17 protein-coding genes and 3 pseudogenes are annotated in these 26,115 nt (G+C 67.3%); 15 read left to right on the top strand and 5 right to left on the bottom strand.

Features of this window, described 5'->3' with window-relative positions; genetic code table 11:
* Positions 1–105 precede the first annotated feature (105 nt).
* Positions 106–396, top strand: coding sequence for a sarcosine oxidase subunit delta (locus CLG85_RS18195; RefSeq protein ID WP_260349812.1), 291 nt, complete (start codon positions 106–108; stop codon positions 394–396).
* Positions 393–3,337: pseudogene (locus CLG85_RS18190) on the top strand (sarcosine oxidase subunit alpha family protein). Before CLG85_RS18195 ends, CLG85_RS18190 begins: the two are co-directional and overlap by 4 nt.
* 180 nt (positions 3,338–3,517) lie before the next feature.
* Here the strand turns inward: CLG85_RS18190 and CLG85_RS18185 are convergent.
* Entirely contained in the window at positions 3,518–3,697 is a 180-nt protein-coding gene (locus CLG85_RS18185; RefSeq protein ID WP_260349811.1) for a hypothetical protein, read from the bottom strand.
* Positions 3,698–4,036: 339 nt separating this feature from the next.
* On the opposite strand from CLG85_RS18185, the gene CLG85_RS18180 reads away from it, so the two are divergent.
* On the top strand, positions 4,037–4,252 hold the full coding sequence (locus CLG85_RS18180) for a SlyX family protein (RefSeq protein WP_224843126.1): 216 nt from the start codon (positions 4,037–4,039) through the stop codon (positions 4,250–4,252).
* A gap of 16 nt (positions 4,253–4,268) precedes the next feature.
* Here CLG85_RS18180 and CLG85_RS18175 read toward each other — a convergent pair whose 3' ends face one another.
* The 3 genes from CLG85_RS18175 to CLG85_RS18165 form a co-directional block, all read right to left on the bottom strand.
* Positions 4,269–5,042: a hypothetical protein gene (locus CLG85_RS18175; protein ID WP_260349810.1), complete on the bottom strand. Its 774-nt coding sequence runs from the start codon at positions 5,040–5,042 to the stop codon at positions 4,269–4,271.
* 145 nt (positions 5,043–5,187) lie between these two features.
* The gene (gene dnaE / locus CLG85_RS18170; protein ID WP_260349809.1) at positions 5,188–8,685 is read right to left on the bottom strand and encodes a DNA polymerase III subunit alpha; all 3,498 of its coding nucleotides are present in this window, start codon (positions 8,683–8,685) and stop codon (positions 5,188–5,190) included.
* Positions 8,686–8,769: 84 nt separating this feature from the next.
* On the bottom strand, positions 8,770–9,588 hold the full coding sequence (locus CLG85_RS18165) for a hypothetical protein (RefSeq protein WP_260349808.1): 819 nt from the start codon (positions 9,586–9,588) through the stop codon (positions 8,770–8,772).
* On the opposite strand from CLG85_RS18165, the gene CLG85_RS18160 reads away from it, so the two are divergent.
* The 9 genes and pseudogenes from CLG85_RS18160 (at position 9,587) to CLG85_RS18120 (ending at position 20,237) form a co-directional block, all read left to right on the top strand.
* Entirely contained in the window at positions 9,587–9,745 is a 159-nt protein-coding gene (locus CLG85_RS18160) for an alpha/beta fold hydrolase family protein (protein WP_260349807.1), read from the top strand. The genes CLG85_RS18165 and CLG85_RS18160 overlap by 2 nt on opposite strands.
* A gap of 207 nt (positions 9,746–9,952) precedes the next feature.
* Positions 9,953–11,367: pseudogene (gene xdhA, locus CLG85_RS18155) on the top strand (xanthine dehydrogenase small subunit).
* A pseudogene (locus CLG85_RS18150) lies at positions 11,364–13,872 on the top strand (xanthine dehydrogenase molybdopterin binding subunit). Before xdhA ends, CLG85_RS18150 begins: the two co-directional pseudogenes overlap by 4 nt.
* Complete coding sequence (gene xdhC / locus CLG85_RS18145) at positions 13,862–14,809, top strand: xanthine dehydrogenase accessory protein XdhC (protein WP_260349806.1); 948 nt, start codon at positions 13,862–13,864, stop codon at positions 14,807–14,809. Before CLG85_RS18150 ends, xdhC begins: the two are co-directional and overlap by 11 nt.
* Positions 14,779–16,299 (top strand): ABC transporter ATP-binding protein, encoded by a 1,521-nt coding sequence (locus CLG85_RS18140; RefSeq protein WP_260349805.1) that lies wholly within the window; start codon positions 14,779–14,781, stop codon positions 16,297–16,299. Before xdhC ends, CLG85_RS18140 begins: the two co-directional genes overlap by 31 nt.
* Before the next feature lie 150 nt (positions 16,300–16,449).
* A complete protein-coding gene (locus CLG85_RS18135; RefSeq protein WP_095883393.1) occupies positions 16,450–17,535 on the top strand; it encodes an ABC transporter permease in 1,086 nt (361 codons plus the stop codon).
* Positions 17,535–18,443: an ABC transporter permease gene (locus tag CLG85_RS18130; RefSeq protein ID WP_095883394.1), complete on the top strand. Its 909-nt coding sequence runs from the start codon at positions 17,535–17,537 to the stop codon at positions 18,441–18,443. Before CLG85_RS18135 ends, CLG85_RS18130 begins: the two co-directional genes overlap by 1 nt.
* 81 nt (positions 18,444–18,524) lie before the next feature.
* Positions 18,525–19,598 carry a BMP family ABC transporter substrate-binding protein gene (locus tag CLG85_RS18125; protein WP_224843140.1) on the top strand — a complete coding sequence of 358 codons (1,074 nt, stop codon included), beginning with the start codon at positions 18,525–18,527 and terminating at the stop codon, positions 19,596–19,598.
* Positions 19,599–19,835: 237 nt separating this feature from the next.
* Positions 19,836–20,237 carry a YdcF family protein gene (locus tag CLG85_RS18120; protein ID WP_260349804.1) on the top strand — a complete coding sequence of 134 codons (402 nt, stop codon included), beginning with the start codon at positions 19,836–19,838 and terminating at the stop codon, positions 20,235–20,237.
* 20 nt (positions 20,238–20,257) lie between these two features.
* Here CLG85_RS18120 and CLG85_RS18115 read toward each other — a convergent pair whose 3' ends face one another.
* Complete coding sequence (locus CLG85_RS18115; RefSeq protein ID WP_224843145.1) at positions 20,258–20,689, bottom strand: DUF1489 family protein; 432 nt, start codon at positions 20,687–20,689, stop codon at positions 20,258–20,260.
* Positions 20,690–20,913: 224 nt separating this feature from the next.
* Between CLG85_RS18115 and CLG85_RS18110 the strand changes: the two genes are divergently transcribed.
* The 3 genes from CLG85_RS18110 to CLG85_RS18100 all read left to right on the top strand — a co-directional run bounded on the left by CLG85_RS18110 (position 20,914) and on the right by CLG85_RS18100 (position 25,838).
* Positions 20,914–23,202, top strand: a complete 2,289-nt coding sequence (locus CLG85_RS18110) for an adenosylcobalamin-dependent ribonucleoside-diphosphate reductase (RefSeq protein ID WP_095882341.1) — start codon at positions 20,914–20,916, stop codon at positions 23,200–23,202.
* 1,042 nt (positions 23,203–24,244) lie between these two features.
* A complete protein-coding gene (locus tag CLG85_RS18105) occupies positions 24,245–24,772 on the top strand; it encodes an ImmA/IrrE family metallo-endopeptidase (protein WP_095882342.1) in 528 nt (175 codons plus the stop codon).
* Positions 24,765–25,838, top strand: coding sequence for a hypothetical protein (locus CLG85_RS18100; RefSeq protein ID WP_141244553.1), 1,074 nt, complete (start codon positions 24,765–24,767; stop codon positions 25,836–25,838). The genes CLG85_RS18105 and CLG85_RS18100 overlap by 8 nt, the downstream gene beginning before the upstream one ends.
* Positions 25,839–26,115 lie beyond the last annotated feature (277 nt).

The raw sequence follows: 26,115 nt of genomic DNA, 5'->3' as shown, positions 1-26,115 counted from the left end.
GCCACCGACCGCCCCGCAGGAGTTGCCTTTGCGTGGGGGCTTTGCCCCCACCCGTGGCCGGGGACTGCCCTTCCTACATGACCCCCGCCAGATGGATGCTGCCCCATGCTGATCCCGCACCCGCTCCTCGGCCTTCGCGACGCGCAGGAATTCACCTATCTCGGCGACGCCGCTCTGCTGGACCGTCCCTCGCCCGTAGCCGAGGGCGCCGAGGCCGCCTTCTGCGACTACGTCTTCCTGAGGGGCAACCCTGCGGGCGTGCACCGCGAGCTGTGGTTCCACGAGCAGGGCGACCGCTCGTGGCTGGTGGTGACCCGCAACACGCTCACCCATGAAATTCTCGGCGCCGAGCTCGCCTCGGACGTCGCGCTGGCCCTGAAGGGAGCCGCCGAATGACCCGCATCCCCGGCGGCCTGATCGACCGCAGCCAGACCCTGAGCTTCACCTTCAACGGCAAGCGCTACACCGGCCACCCCGGCGACACGCTGGCCTCGGCGCTGCTGGCAAACGGCGTGCGCCTCATGGGCCGCAGCTTCAAGTACCACCGCCCGCGCGGCCCGATCTCGGCCGGCTCCGAGGAGCCCAACGCCCTCGTCACCCTGCGCGAGGGCGCCCGCGCCGAGCCCAACACCCGCGCCACCGTGGCCGAGCTCTACGACGGGCTGACGGCCCGCAGCCAGAACCACGTCGGCCCGCTGGGCCTTGATGCACTGGCGGTGAACGACCTGCTCTCGCCTTTCTTCGCGGCGGGCTTCTACTACAAGACCTTCCTCTGGCCGCGCGCTTTCTGGAAGCATCTCTACGAGCCGTTCATCCGCCGCGCCGCGGGCCTCGGCGCACTCTCGGGCGAGCCGACCCCGACGCCTATGACCGCGGCTACCTGCATTGCGACCTCTTGGTCATCGGGGCAGGCGCGGCGGGGCTGTCGGCGGCGCTGACCGCCGCCCGCGCCGGCGCGCAGGTGGTGCTGGCGGACGAGGACTTCCGCCTCGGCGGCCGCCTGCTGGCCGAGAGCGATCCGCTGGGCGGCGCGCCCGCATCCGACTGGGTGGCGGCCGTGGAAGCCGAACTGCGCGCCCTGCCAAATGTGCGCATCCTCTCCCGCACCACCGTCTTCGGCGCCTATGACCACGGCGTCTTCGGCGCCGTCGAACGCGTCGCCGACCACATGTCCGAGCCGGGGCCGCAGGTGCGCCAGACGCTCTGGCGGATCACCGCGAGACGCGCCGTGCTGGCGGCGGGCGCGACCGAGCGGCACATCCCCTTTGCCAGCAACGACCGCCCCGGCATCCTGCTCGCGGGGGCAATGCGGGCCTATGCCAACCGATGGGCGGCGCTGCCGGTGGCAAAGTCGCAGGACCGCATCGCCATCTTCACGAACAACGATGACGGTCACCGCACGGCGCTCGACCTCATCGCCAAGGGGGCCAACGTGCTTGGGGTGATAGACCCGCGTGCGGATGCGCCCAAATTCGGCGACTACCAGCTCTTCGCCGGAGCGCAGGTCACCGGCACGCGCGGACGGCTGGGCCTCGGCTCGATCGAGATCACCCGCGATGGCCGTGCCGACTGGCTCGAATGCCATGCGCTTGGCGTCTCGGGCGGCTGGAACCCCAACGTGCATCTCGCCTCGCACCACCGCGGCCGCCCGGTCTGGAACGAGAATCTCCTGGCCCTCGTGCCGGGCGAGGGCGGGCCGCAGGGCCTCATCCCCTCCGGTGCCTGCGCCGGGCGCGGCTCCACCGCTGCCGCGCTCGAGGATGGCGCGCGGGCGGCGCAGGTCGCCCTGTCGGAGCTTGGCATCCGCGCGGCGCTCCCCCGCCTGCCCGAGGCCGAAGACCGTCCCCTGCGCCAGACCGCCCTCTGGCATGTGCCCGGCAAGGCGCGCGCCTGGGTGGACTTCCAGAACGACGTGACGGTCAAGGACATCGCGCTGGCACATAAGGAGAATATGCGCCCGGTCGAACACCTGAAGCGCTGGACCACGCTCGGCATGGCGACGGATCAGGGCAAGACCGCCAATGTCACCGCGCTGGCGGTGATGGCCGAGCTCACCGGCAAGGCGGTACCCGAAACCGGCACCACCATCTTTCGCCCGCCCTACACCGGCGTCTCGCTCTCGGTGCTGGGCGGCGGCGACACCGGCAAGGACTTCCGCCCGACACGCCTCACCCCAACCCACCATTGGGCCGAGGCACAGGGCGCCGCCTTCACCGAGGTCGGGCAATGGCTGCGGGCGCAATACTTCCCGCAGCCCGGCGAGACCCACTGGCGGCAGAGCGTCGACCGCGAGGCGCGGGCCGTGCGCAGCGCCGTCGGCCTCTGCGACGTGACCACGCTGGGCAAGATCGACGTGCAGGGCAGCGACGCCGGGGAGTTCCTCAATCGCGTCTACGCGAACACGATGGGCACGCTGAAGGTCGGCCGCGTCCGCTACGGGCTGATGCTGCGCGAGGACGGGCATCTCTACGACGACGGCACCTGCGCCCGGCTGGCCGAGGATCACTACGTGGTCACCACCACCACCGGCAACGCCGGGCTGGTCTACCGGAACATGGAATTCGCCCGGCAGTGCCTCTGGCCCGAGCTCGACGTGCAGGTCATTTCGACCACCGACGCCTGGGCACAGATCGCCGTGGCAGGCCCGAAATCGCGCGAACTGCTGGCCCGCATCACGGACGGGGCCGACCTGTCGAACGCGGCCTTCCCCTTCATGGCCTGCGCCGCGCTCACCGTCTGCGGCGGCCTGCGCGCGCGGCTCTTCCGCATCTCCTTCTCGGGCGAGCTCGCCTATGAGATCGCCGTGCCCGCCCGCTATGGCGCGGCGCTGATGCAGCGGCTGATGGCGCAGGGGGCGGATCTCGGCGTCACCCCCTATGGCACCGAGGCGCTCGGCGTGCTGCGCATCGAAAAGGGCCATGCGGCGGGGGCCGAGCTGAACGGCCAGACCACGGCGGAGATGCTCGGCCTTGGCGCGATGGTCTCGCGCAAGAAAGACTCGATCGGCGCGGTCATGTCCCGCCGCGAGGGTCTGGCGCAGGACAGCCGCCGCCTTGTCGGCCTGCAGCCGGTGGAGCCAGCCGCCACCGTCGTGCCCGGATCGCATCTCTTCGCCGAAGGCGCCCCGCAGGACGTGGCCCACGATCAGGGCTGGATCACCTCGGCTTGCCACTCGCCGCACGTCGGCAGCTCCATCGGCCTCGGCTTCCTCGAGAATGGCGAGAGCCGCATGGGCGAGGTGATCCTCGCCGCCAATCCGCTCGAGGGCTCCAGCGCCGCGCTGCGCGTGGTACCGGCACAATTCGTCGACCCCGAAGGAGCGCGCCTGCGTGACTGATCTCATCCCCCTCACGGCCCTCGGTACCGAGACCCCGCGCCGCGCGGCCTTCGGCGCGCTCACCCTGACCGAGCGGCCCGACATTGCCCTCGCCTCGCTGGCCCTGCGCCGTGATGCCGCCGTGCCCGCGCCCTTCGGCCTGAGCCTGCCGCCGCCCGGGGGGATGACAGGGGCAGAGGGTCACGCTGCCTTCTGGACCGCGCCGGGGCAGTGGATGCTGCTGGGTGAGCAGCGCGCCGAAACCGATTTCGCCGCCGCGCTGCGCGCCGAGGCGCCCGGCGCGTCGGTGACCGAGCAGACCGACGGCTGGGTGGCTCTCGAGATCACCGCGCCGGACGCCGCCGCGCTGGAGCGCCTCATCGAGCGGCTGGTGAACCTGCCCCCCCGAGGCGCTCTCCCCGGGCCGCGCCACCCGTACCCTGCTGCACCACATGCCGGTCTTCGCCTTGCGCCCCTCGGGATCCGAGCTCACGCTCCTCGGCATGCGCTCCGCGGCGCAAAGCCTCTGGCACGCACTCGAGACCGCTGCCGCCCGCCTTGCCGCCTGATCGTTCTTCTAGGTGAAAATATCCCGGGGGAGGCGCGCGCAGCGCGGCGGGGGCAGAGCCCCCGATCCGCGCCATGGACAAGCCGGGCCCGGACGCCTATCTGCAGCGCAGACCGTCACCCAGCCTCTCGACGCGAGGGAAGGAGCCTGCGATGCCGCAAGAGCCGCAAGATATCCAAGACCTTCAGGAACGCATCGCGCATCTCCAGCGCGCGGTGGACGATCTGTCCCAGACCGTCGCCCGGCAGGACAAGGACATCGCCCTGCTCCAGTACCGTGTGCAGCTGCTGATGGAGCGCGAGGCCGCGCGAGAGAGCGACGGCGGTGGCGGCGTGATCCTCGGCGACGAGCGCCCGCCGCACTACTGAGCCGTCGCGCCGCGCGTCAATGCTGCTCGAGGGCGACGACCTGCCCGCCGTGCAGCAGCAGGTTCACGTAGGACGCGCTGCCGAAGGCTGGGTAGACGCTGACAAAGGCCGTGTCCCGCGCCAGCCGCGACATCGCCCGACCGCAGGGCCGGCCCGGCGCGACGCGGCAGACCTCGGCCTTCACCGTCTCGTAGGCCCCGTCCACCGGCCCCTTCGGCAGGCTGCGCCCGGCCAGCCCGTAGCGCAGTTGCTCATGCAGTTCGGGATCGCCGAAGAGCGCCAAGGCCCCGGTCACCTGCCGGGCGCAGCCATCGTCGAAACCGGTGATGTAGAGCGCGCGCGGCGCCGTCGTGCCGGGGCGGCTGTCATAAAGAACGTAGCCGCGCCGGGTCTCGGGATATTGCGCCACCGGAACGCCGAGCCGACTCTCTGGCACGCCGCAGACCCGGGCGATCTCGCCATAGGGCAGGGTGGTGCCGAAGGGGACCTGCCGCGCGTCGGGACCCGTGCCCTTGGCCGCCGCGGCCTGCCCGCCGAGCCAGCCCAGGAGCCCGCCCTGCGGCGGCGCTGCTCGCGGCACGGGGGTCTCGGTTGCGGCAAGAAATCCTCCCTCGTCAGAGAGCTCGGCCTCGGAGGGCAGGGCGGCGCTCTGACCGGCGCTTTCGTCCAGCTCGACCTCCGACAGGCGCGGCACCTCGCCCGGCGTCTCGCAGGCGGTAAGCGCCAGCGTCGCGAGCAGGGCCGGGAGGATCTGCGCAAGGCCACGGCGGGTCGGGGCGGCGGGTGTCACGAAGGGTCTCCGGAATAGGCACCGTCGGCGTTATTGGCCCGCGCGATGCCCCGCGCAGGTCAATAATCTTAACCCTCGTTTAACCTTTTTCCGGAGGCGGATCCACAACCCCTTGTGGAAGCAGGGAAACCCGGCGGCAGACCGCTCAGAAGTCCTCGACCGCCAGCACCCCGCCCAGCGATTTCACCGCGCCCTTGATCTCCGGGGTCACCGGGAAGTCCTGCTGCAGGTCCATCTCGACCTCGCCCGGCAGCCCGTGGTCGGCAAGGCAGAGCCGCACCGGGCCGCGCCCGGCCTTGGGCATCTGCTCGGCGGCACGCGACAGCACCGAGGCGATCTGGCTGATCGCGCTGGCGCCCTCGATCCAGATCTTCAGCCCGGTCGCCCCGGCGCCTGCCACCACCTGTTCGACCGGTCCCACCGAGCGCGCCAGCAGCTTGAGCTGGTCGGCTTCCATCGTGGCCTCGACGGTGATCACCACCTTCGAGCCGGTCTCGAGGAACTCGCGGCTCTTCTCCAGCGTCTCCGAGAACAGCGTCACCTCGTAGGCCCCCGTGGGATCGGAGAGCTGGGCAAAGGCAAAGCGATTGCCCTTGGCCGACTTGCGCTCCTGCCGCCCGGCGACGACGCCGGCGAGCTTTGCGATGCAGGGCCCGCCGCGCGCCTTGTTGGTGGCCTCCTCGAGGGTCATCACGTCGCGCCGCTTCAGCGCGGGCATGTAATCGTCGAGCGGGTGGCCCGAGAGGTAGAAGCCGATCGCCTTGAACTCTTCCGACAGCCGCTCGGCGGGCAGCCAGTCGGGCACCGGCGAAAGGCGCGGCTCGGGCAGGTCGTCGCCGGCCTCGCCAAAGAGCGAGACCTGCGCCGAGGCCTTCTGCTCGTGGATCGCGGCGGAATAGGCGACCAGCGCGTCGAGGCTGTCGAACACCCGGCGGCGGTTCTTGTCGAGCATGTCGAAGACACCGGCGCGGGCCATCATCTCCATCGGGCGCTTGCCGACGCGCTTGAGGTCCACCCGCCGCGCCACGTCGAAGAGCGTGGTGAAGGGGGTGTCGCCGCGGCCCTCGACAACCAGCCGCATGGCATCGAGCCCGACGTTCTTCAGCGCGCCGAGCGCGTAGACCAGCTCGCCGTTCACCACGTCGAAGCTCGCCTGCGAGCGGTTGATGCAGGGCGGCACGTAGGGCAGCTTGAGCCCGTTCTTCGTCTCGTCGAAATAGACGGCGAGCTTGTCGGTCAGGTGGATGTCGCAGTTCATGACGCCCGCCATGAACTCCACCGGGTGGTTCGCCTTCAGCCAGGCTGTCTGGTAGGAGACCACCGCATAGGCCGCCGCGTGCGACTTGTTGAAGCCGTAGTTGGCGAACTTCTCCAGAAGGTCGAAGACCTCGGTGGCCTTCTTCTTGTCGACGCCGTTCTCGGCCGCGCCCTTCTCGAACTTCGGACGCTCGGCGTCCATCGCCTCCTTGATCTTCTTGCCCATGGCGCGGCGCAGCAGGTCGGCGCCGCCGAGCGAGTAGCCCGCCATCTCTTGCGCGATCTGCATCACCTGTTCCTGGTAGACGATGATGCCCTGCGTTTCGGCAAGGATGTGGTCGATCGAGGGATGCACCGAGGTGATTTCGCGCAACCCGTTCTTGACCTCGCAATAGACCGGGATGTTCTCCATCGGGCCGGGACGGTAGAGCGCCACCAGCGCCACGATGTCCTCGATGCAGGTGGGCTTCATGCGCTTGAGCGCATCCATCATGCCCGAGCTTTCCACCTGGAACACGGCGACCGTCTTGGCGGCGGAATAAAGCTCGTAGGTCTTCTCGTCATCCAGCGGGATGAGGTTCATCTGGTTCTCTGCGCCCTCGGGCGGGGCGTAGAGCTCGGTGCCATCGGCAGCGACATGGATCGGCCGGCCCGACTTCAGGATCAGGTTCACCGCGTTCTGGATCACCGTCAGCGTCTTGAGGCCGAGGAAGTCGAACTTCACGAGGCCGGCCTGTTCCACCCATTTCATGTTGAACTGGGTGGCCGGCATGTCCGACCGCGGATCCTGGTAGAGCGGCACCAGCTGGTCCAGCGGCCGGTCGCCGATCACCACGCCCGCGGCGTGGGTCGAGGCGTTCCGCAGCAGCCCCTCGACCTGCTGGCCGTAGGTGAGCAGCCGGTCGACGACCTCCTCGTTGCGGGCCTCCTCGCGCAGCCGCGGCTCGTCCTGCAGTGCCTTCTCGATCGAGACGGGCTTCACCCCCTCGACCGGGATCATCTTCGACAGCCGGTCGACCTGGCCGTAGGGCATCTGCAGCACCCGGCCGACGTCGCGCACCGCCGCCTTGGACAGCAGCGCGCCGAAGGTGATGATCTGCCCCACCTTGTCGCGCCCGTACTTCTCCTGCACGTAGCGGATCGTTTCCTCGCGCCGGTCCATGCAGAAGTCGATGTCGAAGTCGGGCATCGACACACGTTCGGGGTTGAGGAAGCGCTCGAACAGCAGCGAGTAGCGCAGGGGGTCGAGGTCGGTGATGGTCAGCGCATAGGCGACCAGAGAGCCTGCGCCCGAGCCCCGCCCCGGCCCGATGGGAATGTCGTTGTCCTTCGACCACTTGATGAAGTCGGCCACGATCAGGAAGTAGCCCGGAAAGCCCATGCCCTCGATGATGCCGAGCTCGAAATCGAGCCGCTTCTGGTATTCCTCGACCGAGACCGCGTGCGGGATCACCGCGAGCCGCGCCTGAAGCCCCTCGTTGGCCTGACGGCGCAGTTCCTCAACCTCGTCGTCGGCGAACTTCGGCAGGATCGGATCGCGCCGGTAGGCCATGAAGGCGCAGCGCCTGGCGATCTCGACGGTGTTCTCGAGCGCCTCGGGCAGGTCGGCAAAGAGCGTCGCCATCTCCTGCGGGCTCTTGAGGTAGTGCTGCGCGGTCAGCCGCCGGCGCGGTTCCTGCTGGTCGACATAGGCACCTTCGCTGATGCAGATCAGCGCGTCATGCGCCTCGTACATCTCGGCCTTGGGGAAGTAGACATCGTTGGTCGCGACCAGCGGCAGGCCCATCTCGTAGGCCATCTCGATGTGGCCGCGCTCGGCGATACGCTCCTCGGGAGGCAGGCCGTTCTCGCCGGGGTGGCGCTGCAGTTCGACGTAGAGCCGGTCCTCGTAGATCTGGTGCAGCCGGGTCAGCAGGGTCTGCGCCGCGGCGCGGTGGTTGTCGCGCAGGTGTCGACCGACAGGGCCGTCGGGGCCGCCCGAGAGACAGATCAGCCCTGCGCCATAGGTCTCGAGATCGTCCAGCGTCACATGCGGCTCCTGCCCGTCACCGCGGAGGTAGAGGCAGGAGTTGAGCTTCATCAGGTTCTCGTAGCCCGTCTCGTTCTGCGCGAGCAGCACGATGGGGGCGGGGGCCTTCGGTTTCTCGCCCGGCACCGGCTCGACGTAGAGCAGATCGAGCTGGCAGCCGATGATCGGCTGGACCCCCGCACCGCTGGCGGTCACCGAGAACTCCAGCGCCGCGAAGAGATTGTTGGTGTCCGTCACCGCCACGGCGGGCATCTCCATCGCCTCGCAGAGACCGGGCAGCTTTTTCAGCCGCACGGCGCCTTCGAGCAGGGAGTATTCGGTATGGACGCGGAGGTGGATGAATCGGGGATCGCTCATGCCGCTTAGAGTATTGCGCGGCGCCCGGGGGCGAAAGCCCCCGCGTGGCGGTGCGCGCCGCGGGGTGATGCAGGCTTACCTCATTTAGAAAGCAAGACAAATTCCCGCAGAAAGTGAATTGTCGCACGCCGGCTGATGGCGCAATCCTTGAACGGTGGGCGTTGTACGAGTCAACGAAAGGTCGGCATGGCACTGTGGAACGAGGGACGTACGGTCGGCGCCGAGGGGCGTCCCGCGGCCCGGGGCGCCGTTTCGACCCGCCGCCGCGCCCTGCATCTCGCGGCACGGATCGCCCCGAGGCTGGTCGGCCGGCTGCTGGCCCGCCGCTACCTCAGCCCCGCGTCGCACCTCGATCCGGCCCATGTCGCGCGCCACGGGGCGCAGCTGGTCCGGATCGGCGCAGAGACGGCGCTGGTGCGCCACGCGGCCCCGCACGCCGGCGCGCCTCGGGTGCTGCTGGTACCCGGCCATGACGGGCAGATGCGGCAATTCTCCCGGCTTGTGCGCGACCTGCGCCGGGCCGGGGCGGCGGTCGACCTGCTGATCCTGCCCGGCCACCTGCACCCGGCCCGCACGCTCTGCAGCCTTGCCGACATCATCCCCGCGATCCGCCGCTGCATCGAGGCGCACGGCCCCTACAACGGCGTCGGCGCCCATTGCGTCGGCGCGCGCAGCCTGCTCTTCGCGCTGGGCGAGGGGCTGGCCTGCCCGCGCGCCGCCCTGATCTCGACCCCGGTCGATCTGCCGGGGCTGATCCGGCTCGGCGGCACGCAATACGGTCTGGTCGGCGCCGCGCTGGCGCAGTTCGAAGCCGGGGTCACGCGGCTCTGCGCGCCCTATGATCCCGCAACCGACTGGCGCCCCGCGGCCACGTCCCGGCGCGGCGAGACGCTGGTGATCCATGCCCGGCACGACTACGCCGCCCTGTCGCGGCGCCCGCGCGCTGGCCGAGGCCATGCCCGGCACGCGGCTGGAGGTCTTCGAGGAGGGCGATCACAACACCATCCTCAACCATGCCCCGGCGAGCCGGATGCTGGCGGAGTTCCTCGCCGGAGCCTGACCTCCGCAAGGCGGCAACCCCGCGTGGTCATGCGCAAATTCGCGCCGCCATCGCGCCGCCTGCCTCCCAAACGGGCAGATTTTTCTTGCCAACCCGGAAAGCCGCCGCCTAGCCTTGGGGCAAAGAGACAAGAATCCGCGCGCCTTCTACGCCGCATCGAGGGCGCGCTGCGGGGAAACGTCAATGGTAAGGCGGCGGGTCATCAAAATGGACATCTCCTTTCTTCTGAACGGGGAAAGCGTGGTGCTGCGCGACGTGTCTCCCACGCGCACGGCGCTCGACTGGCTGCGCGAAGAGCGTGGGCTCAGGGGCACCAAGGAAGGCTGCAACGAGGGCGATTGCGGTGCCTGCACGGTGATGCTCACCGATGCGCGCGGCAGCCGGGCGGTCAACGCCTGCATCCTCTTCCTGCCGCAGTTGCACGGCAAGGCGCTGCGCACGGTCGAGGGCATCGCCGGCCCGGACGGCGCGCCGCACCCGGTGCAGCAGGCGATGGTCGATCATCACGGCTCGCAATGCGGCTTCTGCACGCCAGGCTTCGTGGTTTCCATGGCGACGGCGCATCTCAACGGCGACACCGGCCATGATGACGCGCTGGCCGGCAATCTCTGCCGCTGCACCGGCTACGCGCCGATCATCCGCGCCGCCGAGGCCGCGACCAGCGCCCCCGTGCCCGCCTGGATGAGCTCCGAGAAAACTCTCCTGGCAGAAATATCCTCGGGGGGGGCTCGGCGGAGCCGAGCGGGGGGCAGACAGCCCCCCTCCGACGGTCTCCGCGCCCGAGACCGCCGATGAGCTGGCGCGCCTCCTCGAAGCCACCCCCGATGCCACGCTGGTGGCGGGCGCCACCGACGTCGGCCTCTGGGTGACGAAACAGCTGCGCGATCTGGACAAGGTGATCTTCCTCAACCGCTGCGCCGAGCTGCAGCAGATCGAGGTCTCCGGGGATGCGATCCGCATCGGCGCGGGGGTCACCATGGACCGCGTGCTCACGCTGATGAAGGACCACTACCCCAGCTATGCCGAGATGCTGCGCCGCTACGGCTCGGCGCAGGTGCGCGCGGCGGCGACCATCGGCGGCAATATCGCCAATGGCTCGCCCATCGGGGACAACCCGCCTGCGCTGATCGCGCTTGGCGCGACGCTGCATCTGCGCAAGGGGGGGCACCCGGCGCGAGCTGCCGATCGAGGCGTTCTTCCTCGAGTACGGCAAGCAGGACCGGCAGCCCGGCGAGTTCGTCGAGGCGGTGACCATCCCGCGCGGGCCCGATCACCTGCGCGTCTACAAGCTCTCCAAGCGCTTCGATCAGGACATCTCCGCCGCCTGCGGGGCGTTCTGGATCGAGGTGGGCGGCGGCACTGTGACCGCAGCCCGCATCGCCTTCGGCGGCATGGCGGGCATCCCCAAGCGTGCCTCCCATGTCGAGCAGGCCCTCATCGGCCAGCCGTGGAACGAGGAAACCCTGCGCGCCATCTCGGGCGAATGGGAGAAGGACTTCCAGCCGATGACCGACATGCGCGCCAGTGCCGCCTACCGGCTCGGGGCCGCGCGCAACATGCTGACGCGCTGCCTGCTCGCCGATCAGGGCGCGGCCACCGACGTGCGGGAGGTGCGGGCATGAGCGTCTCGAAACCCCTGCCGCATGACGCGGCGCCGCTGCATGTCTCGGGCAAGGCCCGCTACATCGACGACATCCCCGTGCCGGCGGACTGCCTGCACCTCGCCTTTGGCCTGTCGACCATCGCGGCGGGGACGATCACCTCGATCGACCTCTCGGCGGTCCGCGCCGCCCCCGGCGTGGTGAAGGTCTGGGGGGGCGAAGGACCTGCCTTCCGACTGCGACTGCTCGGCCTCGCTGCACGACGAGCCGCTGCTCTCGGATGGCACCATCCACTACCTCGGCCAGCAGATCTTCTTCGTCGCCGCCACCAGCCACCAAGCCGCGCGCAAGGCGGCGCGGCTGGCCAAGGTCACCTACGCGCAGCGCGAGCCCATCCTCACCATCGAGCAGGCGCTGGCCGCCAATTCCCGCTTCGAGGAAGGCCCGCGCATCTGGGAGAAGGGCGATGCCGCCGAGGCGCTGAAATCCGCCCCGATCACGCTGGAAGGCTCGCTCGAGATGGGCGGGCAGGAGCATTTCTATCTCGAGAGCCAGGCCGCGCTGGTGATGCCGCAGGAAAACGGCGATCTGGTCGTGGCCAGCTCCACCCAGCACCCCACCGAGATCCAGCACAAGGTGGCCCATGCGCTGCACCTGCCGATGCACGCGGTGCGGGTCGAGACCCGGCGCATGGGCGGCGGCTTCGGTGGCAAGGAAAGCCAGGGCAACGCGCTGGCCATCGCCTGCGCCGTCGCGGCCTCGGAAACCGGGCGTCCGGCGAAGATGCGCTACGACCGCGACGACGACATGATGATCACCGGAAAGCGCCACGACTTCCGGATCGACTACACCGTCGGCTTCGACGAGATGGGTCGCCTGAAAGCGGTGGACTTCCGGCAGTACACACGCTGCGGTTGGGCGCAGGACCTGTCGCTCGCCGTGGCCGACCGCGCCATGCTGCATGCCGACAACGCCTATGACATCCCGGCGCTGCGGGTCGAGAGCCACCGGCTGAAGACCAACATGCAGAGCGCCACCGCCTACCGCGGCTTCGGCGGCCCGCAGGGGATGTTCGGCATCGAGCGGGTGATGGACCACGTTGCCCACCACCTGAAGATCGACCCTCTGGAACTGCGTCGCCGCAACTATTATGCCGACCTCGTCCCTTCAGGGACGGTGGCGGAAAGTGTCCCCGCAGGGGCGGCGGTGGAAAGTGTCCCCATGGGGACGGCAGAGCAGAGCGTCCCCGCGGGGACGGTGGACAAGCGTGTCCCCGCGGGGACACAGCCGCTGGCGCATGACGACACCGACGATCTCGCCTCGCGCGGCGCGCTCGCCGGGCCGGGCGAAGGCCATGCCCCGCAGGCCGGGGCGCACACCGACCCCGCCCCGCAGCAGACCCACTACGGCCAGCCGGTCGAGGATTTCATCCTCGGCGCGCTGACCGACAGGCTCGAGGAAATCAGCGGCTACGCCGCGCGCCGCAAGGCCGTGGACGACTGGAACGCCGCGAACCCGGTGCTGAAGAAGGGGCTCGCGATCTCGCCGGTCAAATTCGGCATCTCCTTCACGCTGACCCATCTCAACCAGGCCGGGGCGCTGGTGCACGTCTACCAGGACGGCTCGATCCAGCTCAACCATGGCGGTACCGAGATGGGGCAGGGCCTCTTCCAGAAGGTGGCGCAAGTGGCCGCCGCGCGCTTCGGCGTGCCGCTGGAGATGGTGAAGATCACCGCCACCGACACCGGCAAGGTGCCCAACACCTCGGCCACGGCGGCGTCCTCGGGTTCGGACCTCAACGGCATGGCGGTGAAGGTCGCCTGCGACACGATCCGCGACCGCATGGCACATCACCTCGCCGAGCTGCACCAGGACCTGCCCGAGAACGTCCGCTTCGCGGGCGGCATGGTCCACGTCGGCGGCACCGACATCTCCTTCGAGGAGGCGGCGGTGCTCTGCTACCAGGGGCGCGTGTCGCTCTCGTCCACGGGCTATTACAAGACGCCCAAGGTCGATTGGGACCGCATACGGGGGCAGGGCCGGCCGTTCTTCTACTTCTCCTACGGAGCCTCGGTCACCGAGGTGGTGCTCGACACGCTGACCGGCGAGTCCCGTATCCTGCGCACCGACATCCTGCACGATTGCGGCGCCTCGCTGAACCCGGCGCTGGACATCGGCCAGATCGAGGGCGGCTACGTGCAGGGCGCGGGCTGGCTGACCACCGAGGAACTGGTCTGGGACGGCAAGGGCGCGCTGCGCACCCATGCGCCCTCGACCTACAAGATCCCCGCCTGCTCGGACCGGCCCGAGGTGTTCAACGTCACCCTTTGGGACGGGCGCAACGTCGAGGAGACCATCTACCGCTCCAAGGCCGTCGGCGAGCCGCCTTTCATGCTGGGCATCTCGGCCTTGCTTGCGCTGTCGGACGCGGTCGCCTCCTGTGGCGAGACCTATCCCGACCTGATCGCCCCCGCGACACCCGAGAACCTGCTGGCCGCGGTGCGGAGGGTGCGCGATGGGGTTTGATCTTGCCGGGCTGAAGGCCGCCGTGGCGGCGCATGGACGTGTCGCCCGCGTGGTGATCGCCGAGGTCTCGGGCTCGGCCCCGCGCGAGGTCGGCTGCGCGATGCTGGTCTGGGAAGCACGGGGAAAGCTCTGCCAGAGTGGCACCATCGGCGGCGGCGCGCTGGAACTGATGGCGGTGGAGCAGGCGCTGCGCGCGCCGGGGCTCACCCGCCACCCGCTGGGACCGGGGCTGGGGCAATGCTGCGGCGGCGCCGTGGTGCTCTGGACCGAGGTCTTCGACGCGCAGGGCGTCGCGGAACTCGAGGGGCAGGAGATCGTTGCGCGCGGTTCCGGAGAGCGCCCACTCGCAGTGCAACGGCTGATCGACCGCGCCCGTGCGCAGGGCCGGGCACCCGAGCCGCAACTGGTGCAGGGCTGGATGGTCGAGCCGCTGGCACGGCCCGCCCGGCAGCTCTGGGTCTGGGGCGCGGGCCACGTCGGCCGCGCGCTGGTGCAGGTCATGGCCCCTCTGCCCGAGCTGGCGATCACCTGGGTCGACACCGCCCCCGAGCGCTTTCCCGATGACGTGCCCCAAGGCGTGACCGTGCTGCCCGCCGCCGACCCGGTGCGCGCTGTGCGACACGCGCCGCAGGAGGCCGAGCACCTCATTGTGACCTACAGCCACGAGATCGACCTGCAGCTTTGCCATGCGCTGCTGACCCATGGGTTCGCCTTCGCCGGGCTCATCGGGTCGAACACCAAATGGGCGCGTTTCCGTAGCCGGTTGAGGACGTTGGGTCATGCGGATGCCCAAATAGCTCGCATTTCTTGTCCGATTGGTCAAAAAACATACGGGCGACACCCGCAGGCGATTGCCATCGGCGTCGCCGGGCAGCTATTGGGGCAGAAAAAAGGGGACGGGACGGCGTGGCTACACTCCTCAGCATCCGGGGCCTGACCAAGGCCTACCCCGGCGTCGTGGCCAATGACGATGTCTCCTTCGACATCGGCAAGGGCGAGATCCATGCGCTGCTCGGCGAGAACGGCGCGGGCAAGTCGACGCTGGTGAAGATGATCTTCGGGCTGGTCAAGCCCGACGCGGGCGAGATGGCCCTGGACGGCGCGGCTTACGCCCCGGCCAAGCCGTCGGACGCGCGCCGCTCGGGCGTGGCCATGGTGTTCCAGCACTTCTCGCTCTTCGAGGCGCTGGACGTGGCCGAGAACGTGGCGCTCGGCATGGAGAACCCGCCGAGGCCGCGCGACCTCGCCCGGCAGATCCGCGAGGTCTCGGAAACCTACGGACTGCCGCTCGATCCCACCCGCACTGTCGGCACGCTCTCGGCCGGCGAGCGCCAGCGGGTCGAGATCATCCGCTGCCTGCTGCAGAACCCGCGCCTCTTGATCATGGACGAGCCGACCTCGGTGCTGACCCCGCAGGAAGTGGATATCCTCTTCCAGACGCTGAACAAGCTGCGCGCCGAGGGCACCTCGATCCTCTACATCTCGCACAAGCTCGAGGAGATCCGCGCGCTCTGCGACGAGGCGACGATCCTGCGGCTCGGCAAGAACGTCGGCACCTGCACCCCGCGCGAGGTGACCGCCCGGCAGATGGCCGAGCTGATGGTCGGATCGAGCTTCAATGCCCCCGAGGCGCGCGCCGGCGAGAAGGGCGAGGTGCTCTTGCGCACCGACAAGCTCTCGCTGCCCGCGCCGGGCGCCTTCGGCACGCCGCTGCGCGAGGTCTCGCTCGAGGTCCGCGCCGGCGAGGTGCTGGGCATCGCCGGGGTCGCCGGCAACGGCCAGGACGAGCTGCTGATGGCGCTCTCGGGCGAGCGGCTGGCGCCAGCGGGCACGATCTTCTTCAAGGGGCAGGACGTCAGCCGCCTCGGCCCGATCGGCCGCCGCGACGCGGGTCTGCTCTCGGGCCCCGAGGAACGGCTGGGCCACGCCGCGGCACCCAACATGAGCCTGACCGAGAACGCCGTGCTCACCGGCGCGCGCCGGGAGGGGCTGGTGCAGGGCGGCTTCATCGACTGGGGCAAGTCGAAGGCCTTCGCCGAGAAGGTCATCGAGCGTTTCGACGTGCGCACCCCCGGGCCCGGCACCGCCGCGCGGGCGCTCTCGGGTGGCAACCTGCAGAAATTCGTCGTCGGGCGGGAAATCCTGCAAAGCCCCGATGTCTTCGTGGTCAACCAGCCGACCTGGGGCGTCGACGCCGCCGCGGCCGCCGCGATCCGCCAGGCGCTGCTCGACCTCGCCGCCAAGGGCGCGGCGATCATCGTCATCTCCCAGGACCTCGACGAGCTGATGGAGATCTCGGACCGTTTCGCGGCGCTCAACGAGGGCCGGCTCTCGCCCGCCCGCGCCGTCGCCGAGCTCGACATCGAGAAGATCGGCCTGATGATGGGCGGGGCGCATGACATGGAGGTGGCCCATGTCGATGGCTGACCCCCGACGCCGCGCCGCCTGGTTGGCGCCGGATGTGCGTATTTGTGAAGGGAAGAAGCCCGCGGGCCCCTCCTTCGCCTGCGCTTCTTCTCTTTCAAAATACGCACGGCGCGGCGGCGGCACCCCCGCGGCGCCGGTGGGAGGCTCCCAATGATCCGCCTCGAGAAACGTCCGCAGCCGTCGCGGCTCTGGACCATCGTGACCCCGCTGCTGGCGGTGGTGCTGACCATGGTGGTGGGCGGCATCATGTTCGCGCTCCTCGGCAAGCCGCCGCTGGAGGCGATCCGCACGATCTTCTGGGATCCGCTGTTCCACCCGCAGTTCGCCAGCTACTCGCGGCCGCAGTTGCTGGTGAAGGCGGGGCCGCTGATCCTCATCGCCATTGGCCTGTCGATCGGCTTCAAGGCGGGGATCTGGAACATCGGCGCCGAGGGTCAGTACATCATGGGTGCCGTCACCGGCGCCGCGGTGGGGCTGGCCTTCTACCCTTCCGAGAGTGTCCTGCTGTTCCCGCTGATGGTGATCGCCGGCGCGCTTGGCGGCTGGGCCTGGGCAATGATCCCGGCGGTCCTGAAAACCAAGCTCGGGACCAACGAGATCCTCGTCTCGCTCATGCTGGTCTACGTGGCCGAGAACATCCTCGCCTCGGCCTCGGCAAGCTGGCTGCGCAGCCCCGAGGGCATGGGCTTTCCCGGCTCGCGCAACTTCAAGCAATGGCCGGCGGTGCACAATGACGAGCTCATCGCGAACACCGGCATGCATTGGGGCGTGGTCTGCGCCTTCATCGCGGTGATCGCGGCCTATGTGCTGATGGCCCGGCACATCCAGGGCTTCAACATCCGCCTCACCGGCGAGGCACCGCGGGCGGCGCGCTTCTCGGGGGTGACCCCGGCGCGGATCGTCTTCCTCTGCCTTGGCATCTCGGGTGCGCTGGCGGGCATGGCGGGGCTTTTCGAGGTGACCGGCCCGGCGGGGCAGATCACCATCGACTTCAACTCAGGCTATGGGTTCACCGCGATCATCGTCGCCTTCCTCGGGCGGCTCAACCCGGTGGGTATCCTGCTGGCGGGGCTGCTGATGGCGCTGACCTATATCGGCGGCGAGCTGGCGCAGCTCATGCTCGGCCTGCCGGGCGCGTCGATCCAGCTGTTCCAGGGGATGCTCCTGTTCTTCCTGCTGGCGACCGACGTCTTCACCAATTACCGCATCCGCTTTGCCAAGGGGGAGCTGGCCTGATGGATCCCGTACTTCTTGTCGCCTCGATCATGGTCTCGGCGACGCCGATCCTGCTGGCGGCCCTCGGCGAGATGGTGGTGGAAAAGGCCGGGGTGCTGAACCTCGGCGTCGAGGGCATGATGATCACCGGCGCGGTGGTCGGCTTTGCCGCGGCGGTGAGCACCGGATCGCCGGTGGTCGGCTTCCTCGCCGCGGCGCTGGCCTCGGCGGTGCTGTCGCTGAGTTTCGGCTTCCTGACGCAGGTGCTGCTGTCGAACCAGGTGGCGACGGGCCTTGGCCTGACGCTGGTGGGGCTGGGGCTTTCGGCGCTGGTCGGTGCCGGCTTCGAGGGGGTGCGCGCGCCGGGCATGGGCAAGCTGTGGATCCCCGGCCTGGCCGAGATCCCGGTGATCGGGCCGATGTTCTTCCGGCATGACTTCATGGTCTACGTCAGCCTGTTGCTGGTCGCCGGGGTCTGGGCCTTTCTCAAGTACACCCGCGCCGGGCTGATCCTGCGCGCGGTGGGCGAGGACCACGAGAGCGCCCATGCGCTCGGCTACAAGGTGGTGCGGGTGCGCCTGGCGGCGATCTTCTTCGGCGGCGCCTGCGCCGGGCTCGGCGGGGCCTACGTCAGCCTCGTACGGGTGCCGCAATGGACCGAGGGGATGACCGCGGGCGCGGGCTGGATCGCGCTTGCCATCGTCGTCTTCGCCAGCTGGCGACCGCTCGGCGTGCTGATCGGCGCCTATCTCTTCGGCGGCGTCACCGTGCTGCAGCTCAACCTTCAGGCAGCGGGGGCCAAGGTGCCCGTCGAGCTGCTGTCGATGTCGCCTTACCTGATCACCATCCTCGTGCTGGTGATCATCTCGGCCCGCGGGGTGCATGGCGCGCCCGGCTCGCTGGGCCGCTCCTTCCACGCGTCGGCCTGAGGTGATCAGGCCGGGCGCCGACCCCATCCGGACAGGTCCGGTAACTTTCAAGACAGTATGAAGACAGGGAGACTGAACAGAATGAAACGCAGAACGCTTCTCGCCTCGGCCGCGATGGGCCTCGCGCTCGCCGCCGCACCGGCCTTTGCCCAGGACAAGCCGAAGATCGGCTTCGTCTACGTCGGCCCGGTGAACGACGGTGGCTGGTCGCAGCACCACCACGAGGCCGCGGTGAAGATGAAGGAGCACTTCGGCGACTCCATCGAGATGATCGAGCAGGAGAGCGTGCCCGAGGGTGCCGATGCCGAGCGCGTGCTGACCCAGATGGCGCTGTCCGGTGCCGATCTGATCTTCACCACCTCCTTCGGCTACATGGACCCGACGATCAACGTCGCGGCCAAGTTCCCGGACGTGAAGTTCGAACATGCCACCGGCTACAAGACCGCCGACAACGTCTCGGCCTATTCGGCCCGCTTCTACGAGGGCCGTGCGATCACCGGCTACCTCGCCGGCGCGATGACCAAGTCGAACAAGATCGGCTACATCGGCTCCTTCCCGATCCCGGAAGTGATCCGCGGCATCAACTCCTCGTTCCTGCACGCCAAGAAGGCCAACCCGGACGTCGAGATGTCGGTCGTGTGGCTCTCGACCTGGTTCGACCCGGCCAAGGAAGCCGACGCCACCCAGGCGCTGCTCGACCAGGGCGTCGACGTGGTACTGGCGCATACCGACTCCACCGCACCGCTGTCGGTGCTGGAGAAGGCCGGCGGCTTCGGCTTCGGCCAGGCTGGCGACATGTACGACTATGCGCCCGAGCCGCGCCTCTCGTCGATCATCGACGAATGGGCGCCCTATTACATCGACCGCGTGCAGGCGATCATCGACGGCACCTGGACCAGCCAGAACGTCTGGCAGGGCATCGGTGACGGCATGGTCGGCATCGGCGAGATCACCGGCCCGGTGCCGGAGGACGTCAAGGCCACCGTGCTGAAGATGAAGGACGACATCGCCTCGGGCGCCTACCACCCGTTCACCGGCCCGATCAACAAGCAGGACGGCTCGGCCTGGCTTGCGGACGGCGAAGTGGCCGAGGACGGCGTGCTGGCCGGCATGAACTTCTATGTCGAAGGCCTGACGGGCGATATCCCGAACTGATCCGCAGCGCGATAAGAAACAGACGCCGCCGGGAGCGATCCCGGCGGCGTTTGCTTTTGGCTCCGGGCGTGCTTTGCTGGGGCGGTGCGCCGGGTGGGACTGCTGCGCGGGCGTATTTGGAAAGAGAAGAAGGGCAGGGATGCGGGACGCGGGCGCAAAGCCGGTGGCGCTGGTGCTGGGCGCGGCGGTCTGGGCTGGGGGGGCGGCCCTCGCCGACGCTGGAGCGGCGGGCGCTTCATGCGGCGGGGCTCTGGCAGGGGGGGGGAGGTCGCGGCCATCCTCGCCTCGGGCGGTGTCGGCAGACATGGTCCTTCGGAGGCTGCGGTGATCGCGCGCCTCTGCCGCGAGGCCGGGGTTCCGGAGGCGGCGCTGGTGCTGGAGGAGCGTTCGACGAGCACCGAGGAGAACCTGCGGTTTTGCCTGCCGCTGCTGCGGGCGATGGGGGCGGGGAGCGTGGTGATCGTCACCGACGGCTTCCACGCGCCGCGCGCCCGGCTGGCGGCGCGGCGGCTGGGGCTGGCGGCACTGGGGGCGCTGCGCAGCGACTCGCCCCGGGTGCCGCTGTCGGCGAACCGGGTGAAGGCGGGATTGCGGGAGGTGCCTGCCTACCTCTGGTACGCTCTGCGGCTGCGCGGCTGAGCGCGCAGGCGGCGAGGAAGCTAGAGAATGCCGATCTCGGCCAGCGCGCCGGCCAGCTCAGGCGGCAGCTCGTCATCGTCCTCGCGCGCCGCCGAGAGGTCGGGCGGTGCATCCTTGGGATCGAGGTAACGCCAGCCTTGGAAGGGGCGGCGCGGGCTGGTGGCGACGCGGTGAATCTCGGGGTCGAGCACCAGCGCGCAATGCCGCGTGCCATCGTGCCCGGTGACCTCGTCGAGCCGCAGCACTCGCTGGCGGCATTGGATCAGCCCCTTGAAAACCCAGTAGATCGAGCCGCCGTTCAGCAGCTCCGCCTCGCGTTTCGGCCACATGCGGGTGACGTGGCAGGGCAACCGGTCGGCGGTCTGCGCGGCGCGTCCGGACTGCCAGGCGGCCAGCGTCTTGACGCTTTCGGTACCGACGCTGAGCTTGATCAGATGGGTGAACTTATCCACGGAATGCTCCACAGAGTCCTCAACAGGATGAACACATATTGTAGTCTTTGCCGCGGGAGCTTCAAGCAGTGGTAGGCTCGCGGTCGAAAAAACGTGTACTCTTACGTACCGCGCATTCTTGCATCGGGCGGCCGTCGCGAGTAGTCACACCGGCCTGCCACCCCCCCTGCGCGACTCTGCCGCCGCGCCCTCGAATTGACGAGCCAACAAGGAAGTCTGCTGCCATGACTCGCTTTGCCGCCCCCATCGCCGAACAGATCTGGGACATGAAATACCGCTTCAAGGAGGCGGACGGCACCCCGATCGATCTCAGCGTCGAGGACAGCTGGCGCCGCATCGCGCGCGCCCTCGCCGAGGTCGAGAAGAAGCCCGCGGTCTGGGAAGAGAAGTTCTATTCCGCGCTCGAGGATTTCCAGTATCTGCCCGCCGGCCGGATCACCGCCGGCGCCGGCACCGCGCGCTCGGTGACCCTGTTCAACTGCTTCGTCATGGGCACCATCCCCGACAGCATGTCCGGCATCTTCGACATGCTGAAGGAGGCCGCGCTGACCATGCAGCAGGGCGGCGGCATCGGCTATGACTTCTCGACCATCCGGCCCAAGGGCGCGCATGTGGCGGGTGTCGCCGCCGACGCCTCGGGGCCGCTGTCGTTCATGGACGTCTGGGACGCCATGTGCCGCACCATCATGTCGGCGGGCTCGCGCCGCGGTGCGATGATGGCGACGATGCGCTGCGATCACCCGGACGTGGAGCACTTCATCTCTGCCAAGGCCGACAGCGCGCGGCTGCGCATGTTCAATCTTTCGGTGCTGGTCACCGATCCGTTCATGGAAGCGGTGAAGGCGGACGGCTCGTGGGATCTGCAGTTCGACGGCAAGGTCTACCACACGGTCAAGGCGCGCGATCTGTGGAACAAGATCATGAAGGCCACCTACGACTATGCCGAGCCGGGCGTGATCTTCATTGACCGGATCAACAAGGCCAACAACCTCAGCTACATTGAGCAGATCTCGGCGACCAACCCCTGCGGCGAGCAGCCGCTGCCGCCTTATGGCGCCTGCCTGCTGGGCTCGATCAACCTCGCGCGTCTCGTCGACACGCCCTTCGAGACCGGCGCCGAGATCCCCGAGGCCAAGCTCGACGAGCTGGTGGCCCTCGCGGTGCGGATGATGGACAACGTCGTCGACGCCTCGAACTTCCCGCTGCCGCAGCAGGCCGAGGAAGCGCGCAACAAGCGCCGCATCGGCCTTGGCGTCACCGGCCTTGCCGACGCGCTGCTGATGATGGGGCTGCGCTACGGCTCGGAAGAGGCGGCCGCTCAGACCGAAAAATGGCTGAAGCGCATCGCGCGTGCGTCTTATCTCGCCTCGGTCGAGCTCGCGAAGGAGAAGGGGGCCTTCCCGCTCTTCGACGCCGAGAAGTTCCTCGCCTCGGGCAACATGCTGCAGATGGATGACGACGTGCGCGAGGCGATCCGCACCCATGGCATCCGCAACGCGCTGCTGACCTCGATCGCGCCCACCGGCACCATCTCGCTTTACGCGGGCAACGTGTCCTCGGGCATCGAGCCGGTGTTTGCCTATGCCTACACCCGCAAGGTGCTGCAGAAGGACGGCACCCGCACCGAGGAAGAGGTGGTCGACTACGCCGTGCAGATGTGGCGCGACAAGTTCGGCGACGTCGAGCTTCCCGATTATTTCGTCAACGCGCAAACCCTCGCCCCGCTCGATCACGTCCGCATGCAGGCGGCGGCGCAGAAGTGGATCGACAGCTCGATTTCCAAGACGATCAACTGCCCCGAGGACATCTCCTTCGAGGGTTTCAAGAGCGTCTACATGGAAGCCTATGAGACCGGCTGCAAGGGCTGCACCACCTACCGTCCGAACGACGTGACCGGCTCGGTCCTGTCGGTCTCGGAGAAGACCGAGAAGACCCCGGCAGAGACGCCCGCCGTGGTCACCGAGAGCGAAGGTGGCGGTGCCGAGGTGGTCTACATGTCCGAGCCGCTCGACCGGCCGCAGTCGCTCGAGGGGCACACCTACAAGCTCAAGTGGCCGGACAGCGAGCACGCCATCTACCTGACCATCAACGACATCATCGTCGGCGGTCACCGCCGTCCGTTCGAAGTCTTCATCAACTCCAAGAACATGGAGCACTACGCCTGGACGGTGGCGCTGACGCGGATGATCTCGGCCGTGTTCCGTCGCGGCGGCGACGTCTCCTTCGTGGTGGAAGAGCTGAAGGCGGTCTTCGATCCGCGCGGCGGCGCCTGGGTGCAGGGCAAGTACATCCCCTCGATCCTCGCGGCGATCGGCGGGGTGATCGAGAAGCACCTGGTCGCCACCGGCTTCCTCGAGGGCGAGGGCAAGGGGCTGAAGGCGGACCCGACGGCGAAGGTCGTCGGCCTCGACGCCCCGCGCGGCAAGGCCTGCCCGTCCTGCGGCCAGTTCTCGATGATGATGGTGGAGGGCTGCATGACCTGCTCGAGCTGCGGCCACTCGAAGTGCGGCTGAGGGATCAGGCGTAGGACATAGAGTCAGAGAAAGCAGATGAATGCGCAAACGGAAGCATAAGTCTGCGCAAGGGGTGTCAAGGGCGAAACGTACCGCTTCGTGCCCTTCGGCTGCTCTCTGACGGACGGTGATAGAGGCGCTGGAGCAGACGCTCCGGCGCCTTTCGCGTATGAAGGGGATGTGCGGTTCGTGATATGAAGTCGCGGAGGGCCGTCGTGCCGTCGCTATGCGCTCCTGAGCACGGCGCAGCGGCGCTCGCGATGGTGAGACCCTGAACACAAGGTTGCTTTGAAACGGTGGAAGCTCTGACGAAGACTATGATGCAGACGCAAACTGTCGCTACGATCCTGAACCGATATCAGCGTCGGAGAAATTGTCAGGTGCCCATCACGGCAACCGATGTCTACGCCGACAGCATTGCGCGCGTCTGTGGAGAAGACGTTGACCTTGACCCGGTCGAACGAGGCCTTATCCACCTCAAGCGTCAGAAGGTAATTTCTGGCCGAAGACTGGTCGCCCTCCTTGGCCGCCACCAGCGCGAGATTAGACCTGAGTGACGCCTCGCGAGGGCTTCCTGGGCCAGTTGACACAACGCTACCCAGGAAGACACTGAGCGTCGCGGCTCTGGGAACAAAGTGATGGCTTCAACCGGCCCGTAGACACCGCTCACGTCCGGCGCAGGAAGGCGAACTGACCTGGCTCGAAGGGCGGGTAGCGGCCGTTCGCTGCGTCCTGGACGAACGGCAGCGATGCGCAGATAGCGGACATGCCGATTGATAGCGCTGCGCCTGGTGAGGTTGGCGCAACCAAGCCAAAGCTATTTTTCGAACCTAACCCATGTCGTGGCTGGTCCAGCCTCTTAGGTGCCTTTCGATCAAGCCCACATAAGAGAATATGCCGCCGAAGCGTGGCCTATCTTGCAATGTCATGCGGAAGCTGTGAAAGAATTGCCGTGTTGACTGGCGCGAAGGAACATAGTATGAACCTCCGCCGCATGACCAAGGAGCAGCTGATATGATGCTTGAGGCGCAGAGTAGAACACATGAGTTGTAATTATCTGCCCCCGATTCCTTTGCGAGCGACCAAGCCGAGTGTCTGGGCTTTCGCAGAAAAGCAAAGAGCAAAGGTCGGCCTTTCCAACGGCTTCGACCTTCACAAGCTGGTATCTCGGAATGGCGGAATAATCGAATACATTGGGATGTTCGATGAGGATCAAACCGATGCGATCGTTGTCGAGCCGGATAATTCGTTCGTCATTCACCTTTCGTCTGAAACTGGCGTGCTCCGCGACAACTTTACGATTGCCCACGAGCTCGGACACCTTTTACTGCATTGGCCGAAGGTGAGGAAGGCGCACCAAGGTAGCGGGATGCGCGCGACACGCTGGGTCGATGAGAGTGAAAGAAGCCTGGTTAGGTGTGAATGGGAGGCAAACTGGTTTGCATCTGCATTCCTTATGCCTGAGGCTGAGTTTCGAAAGGCGTACAAGGAAGGTGTAGCAAGTGAGACTTTTGGCGTCACACAGGCTGCGGTTGAGGTTCGAGCCAAGACGTTGGGAATAGATGCCTGAACTTGAAGCCTTAAGATTTGAAGCTGCCGCCTATCGTGTCCGCTTGTTCTTGTCGGTAGACCTTAGCGGATCTACGGCATTCAAAAACTCTAAAGAAGGTGAGGCTAGAAAGGCGGGCGCAACCCCAAGCTGGGTTACGGTTTTCCAGAAATTCTATTCTGATTTCCCGAGTCTGTTTGCCGCCGAATTTCAGCAACAGAAGAATGCCAGTGTAGGACAAGACATTTGCCCGGAACTTTGGAAGGCTGTAGGCGACGAATTGGTTTTCTGCGGTCGAGTGACGAACAAGAAGTCTTGCGCGGTCACTTTGAGTGCATTTGTAAAAACTCTCCACAATTATCGTCAGAGACTTTCTGAGCAGAAAGTAGCGCTAAACCTCAAGGGAGCAGCATGGCTAGCTGCCTTTCCCGAACCGAATCGTACCGTGCAACTCCGGGCCGGCGACGGGAGTCCTGAACTCTTGCCAGCGTCTGAAGCACTTGAGCATTCAGCAGATGAAAGACCATTCGAATTCGATTTTCTTGGCAAGGCCATAGACACGGGGTTTCGGGTTGCGTCTAGGGCCCAGCCCGACAAATTCGTTCTTAGTGTCCAATTGGCTCGCCTCCTTGCGAGCCATGGACCTGAGTTGGGCTTTGGCTATCAGGTTCGCATGGAAAGACCCGCCACGCTTAAGGGCGTAAACAAAAATGAACCTTACCCCTTGTTGTTCATAGACACGCTTGAGCATCTTCCGACAAGGAAAGCAAAGGAGCTCGAGAGAGAGGTCCTTCGAGAACATGAACCTCCCAGTCAGCCAAAGGTTGCTGACTATTTGGAAGCTTACTCTGCTGTTGTAGGAACAGACGAAATTATGTTGCGGCTCGACAGCGGTGCCGTAGAAGTTGGCCCCCCTGAGAGCTACACACAAAATCGGGTTCTAATTTCGAAGCATCTTGAGGGCGAAAAGAAGACGGAAATCGATGGAGGAAGCGATGGAGAAGAAGATCCGTCGCTGGACGATTCGGAATTAGAAGACGTCCTCCTTGAGCCTCTCGCGGGGGATCAAGAAGGCGATCCCAGCTGATGGTGCGGTTCCTCCACTTGATATGATCGCCCGGAGCGCCGAAAAGTGGACGTTGAAAGCCCAATACCACGCGTAGATCTTCTGGCGATGATCTCTGACCAGATTCCGGCGATCTATCCAGACTACGGAATTAAGAGGACGGAGGCTCTCGCGACACGCGTGTTGGACGATCTTTATATCTTGGCGAGATGTGCGATCAGCAAGTGCCGTGTGACGTACACCGGCGTTGTTGGACAAATCAGCTGGTGACCGCAGTCCCCCTTTCCCCAGACACACC

Source organism: Alloyangia mangrovi, assembly GCF_002300555.2.
Lineage (GTDB): Bacteria > Pseudomonadota > Alphaproteobacteria > Rhodobacterales > Rhodobacteraceae > Salipiger > Salipiger mangrovi.
The sequence above is the reverse complement of the archived record's forward strand: the minus strand, read 5'-3'. Positions and strand labels throughout refer to the sequence as shown.

What these genes read in the sequence shown, in the direction of transcription:
- CLG85_RS18195 (WP_260349812.1), top strand. Translation starts at nt 106, where the DNA reads ATGCTGATCCCGCACCCGCTCCTCGGCCTTCGCGACGCGCAGGAATTC.
- CLG85_RS18185 (WP_260349811.1), bottom strand. Translation starts at nt 3,697, where the DNA reads ATGAGGCGCTCCAGCGCGGCGGCGTCCGGCGCGGTGATCTCGAGAGCC.
- CLG85_RS18180 (WP_224843126.1), top strand. Translation starts at nt 4,037, where the DNA reads ATGCCGCAAGAGCCGCAAGATATCCAAGACCTTCAGGAACGCATCGCG.
- dnaE (WP_260349809.1), bottom strand. Translation starts at nt 8,685, where the DNA reads ATGAGCGATCCCCGATTCATCCACCTCCGCGTCCATACCGAATACTCC.
- CLG85_RS18160 (WP_260349807.1), top strand. Translation starts at nt 9,587, where the DNA reads ATGCCCGGCACGACTACGCCGCCCTGTCGCGGCGCCCGCGCGCTGGCC.
- CLG85_RS18165 (WP_260349808.1), bottom strand. Translation starts at nt 9,588, where the DNA reads ATGGATCACCAGCGTCTCGCCGCGCCGGGACGTGGCCGCGGGGCGCCA.
- xdhC (WP_260349806.1), top strand. Translation starts at nt 13,862, where the DNA reads ATGGGGTTTGATCTTGCCGGGCTGAAGGCCGCCGTGGCGGCGCATGGA.
- CLG85_RS18135 (WP_095883393.1), top strand. Translation starts at nt 16,450, where the DNA reads ATGATCCGCCTCGAGAAACGTCCGCAGCCGTCGCGGCTCTGGACCATC.
- CLG85_RS18130 (WP_095883394.1), top strand. Translation starts at nt 17,535, where the DNA reads ATGGATCCCGTACTTCTTGTCGCCTCGATCATGGTCTCGGCGACGCCG.
- CLG85_RS18125 (WP_224843140.1), top strand. Translation starts at nt 18,525, where the DNA reads ATGAAACGCAGAACGCTTCTCGCCTCGGCCGCGATGGGCCTCGCGCTC.
- CLG85_RS18120 (WP_260349804.1), top strand. Translation starts at nt 19,836, where the DNA reads ATGCGGCGGGGCTCTGGCAGGGGGGGGGAGGTCGCGGCCATCCTCGCC.
- CLG85_RS18110 (WP_095882341.1), top strand. Translation starts at nt 20,914, where the DNA reads ATGACTCGCTTTGCCGCCCCCATCGCCGAACAGATCTGGGACATGAAA.
- CLG85_RS18105 (WP_095882342.1), top strand. Translation starts at nt 24,245, where the DNA reads ATGAGTTGTAATTATCTGCCCCCGATTCCTTTGCGAGCGACCAAGCCG.
- CLG85_RS18100 (WP_141244553.1), top strand. Translation starts at nt 24,765, where the DNA reads ATGCCTGAACTTGAAGCCTTAAGATTTGAAGCTGCCGCCTATCGTGTC.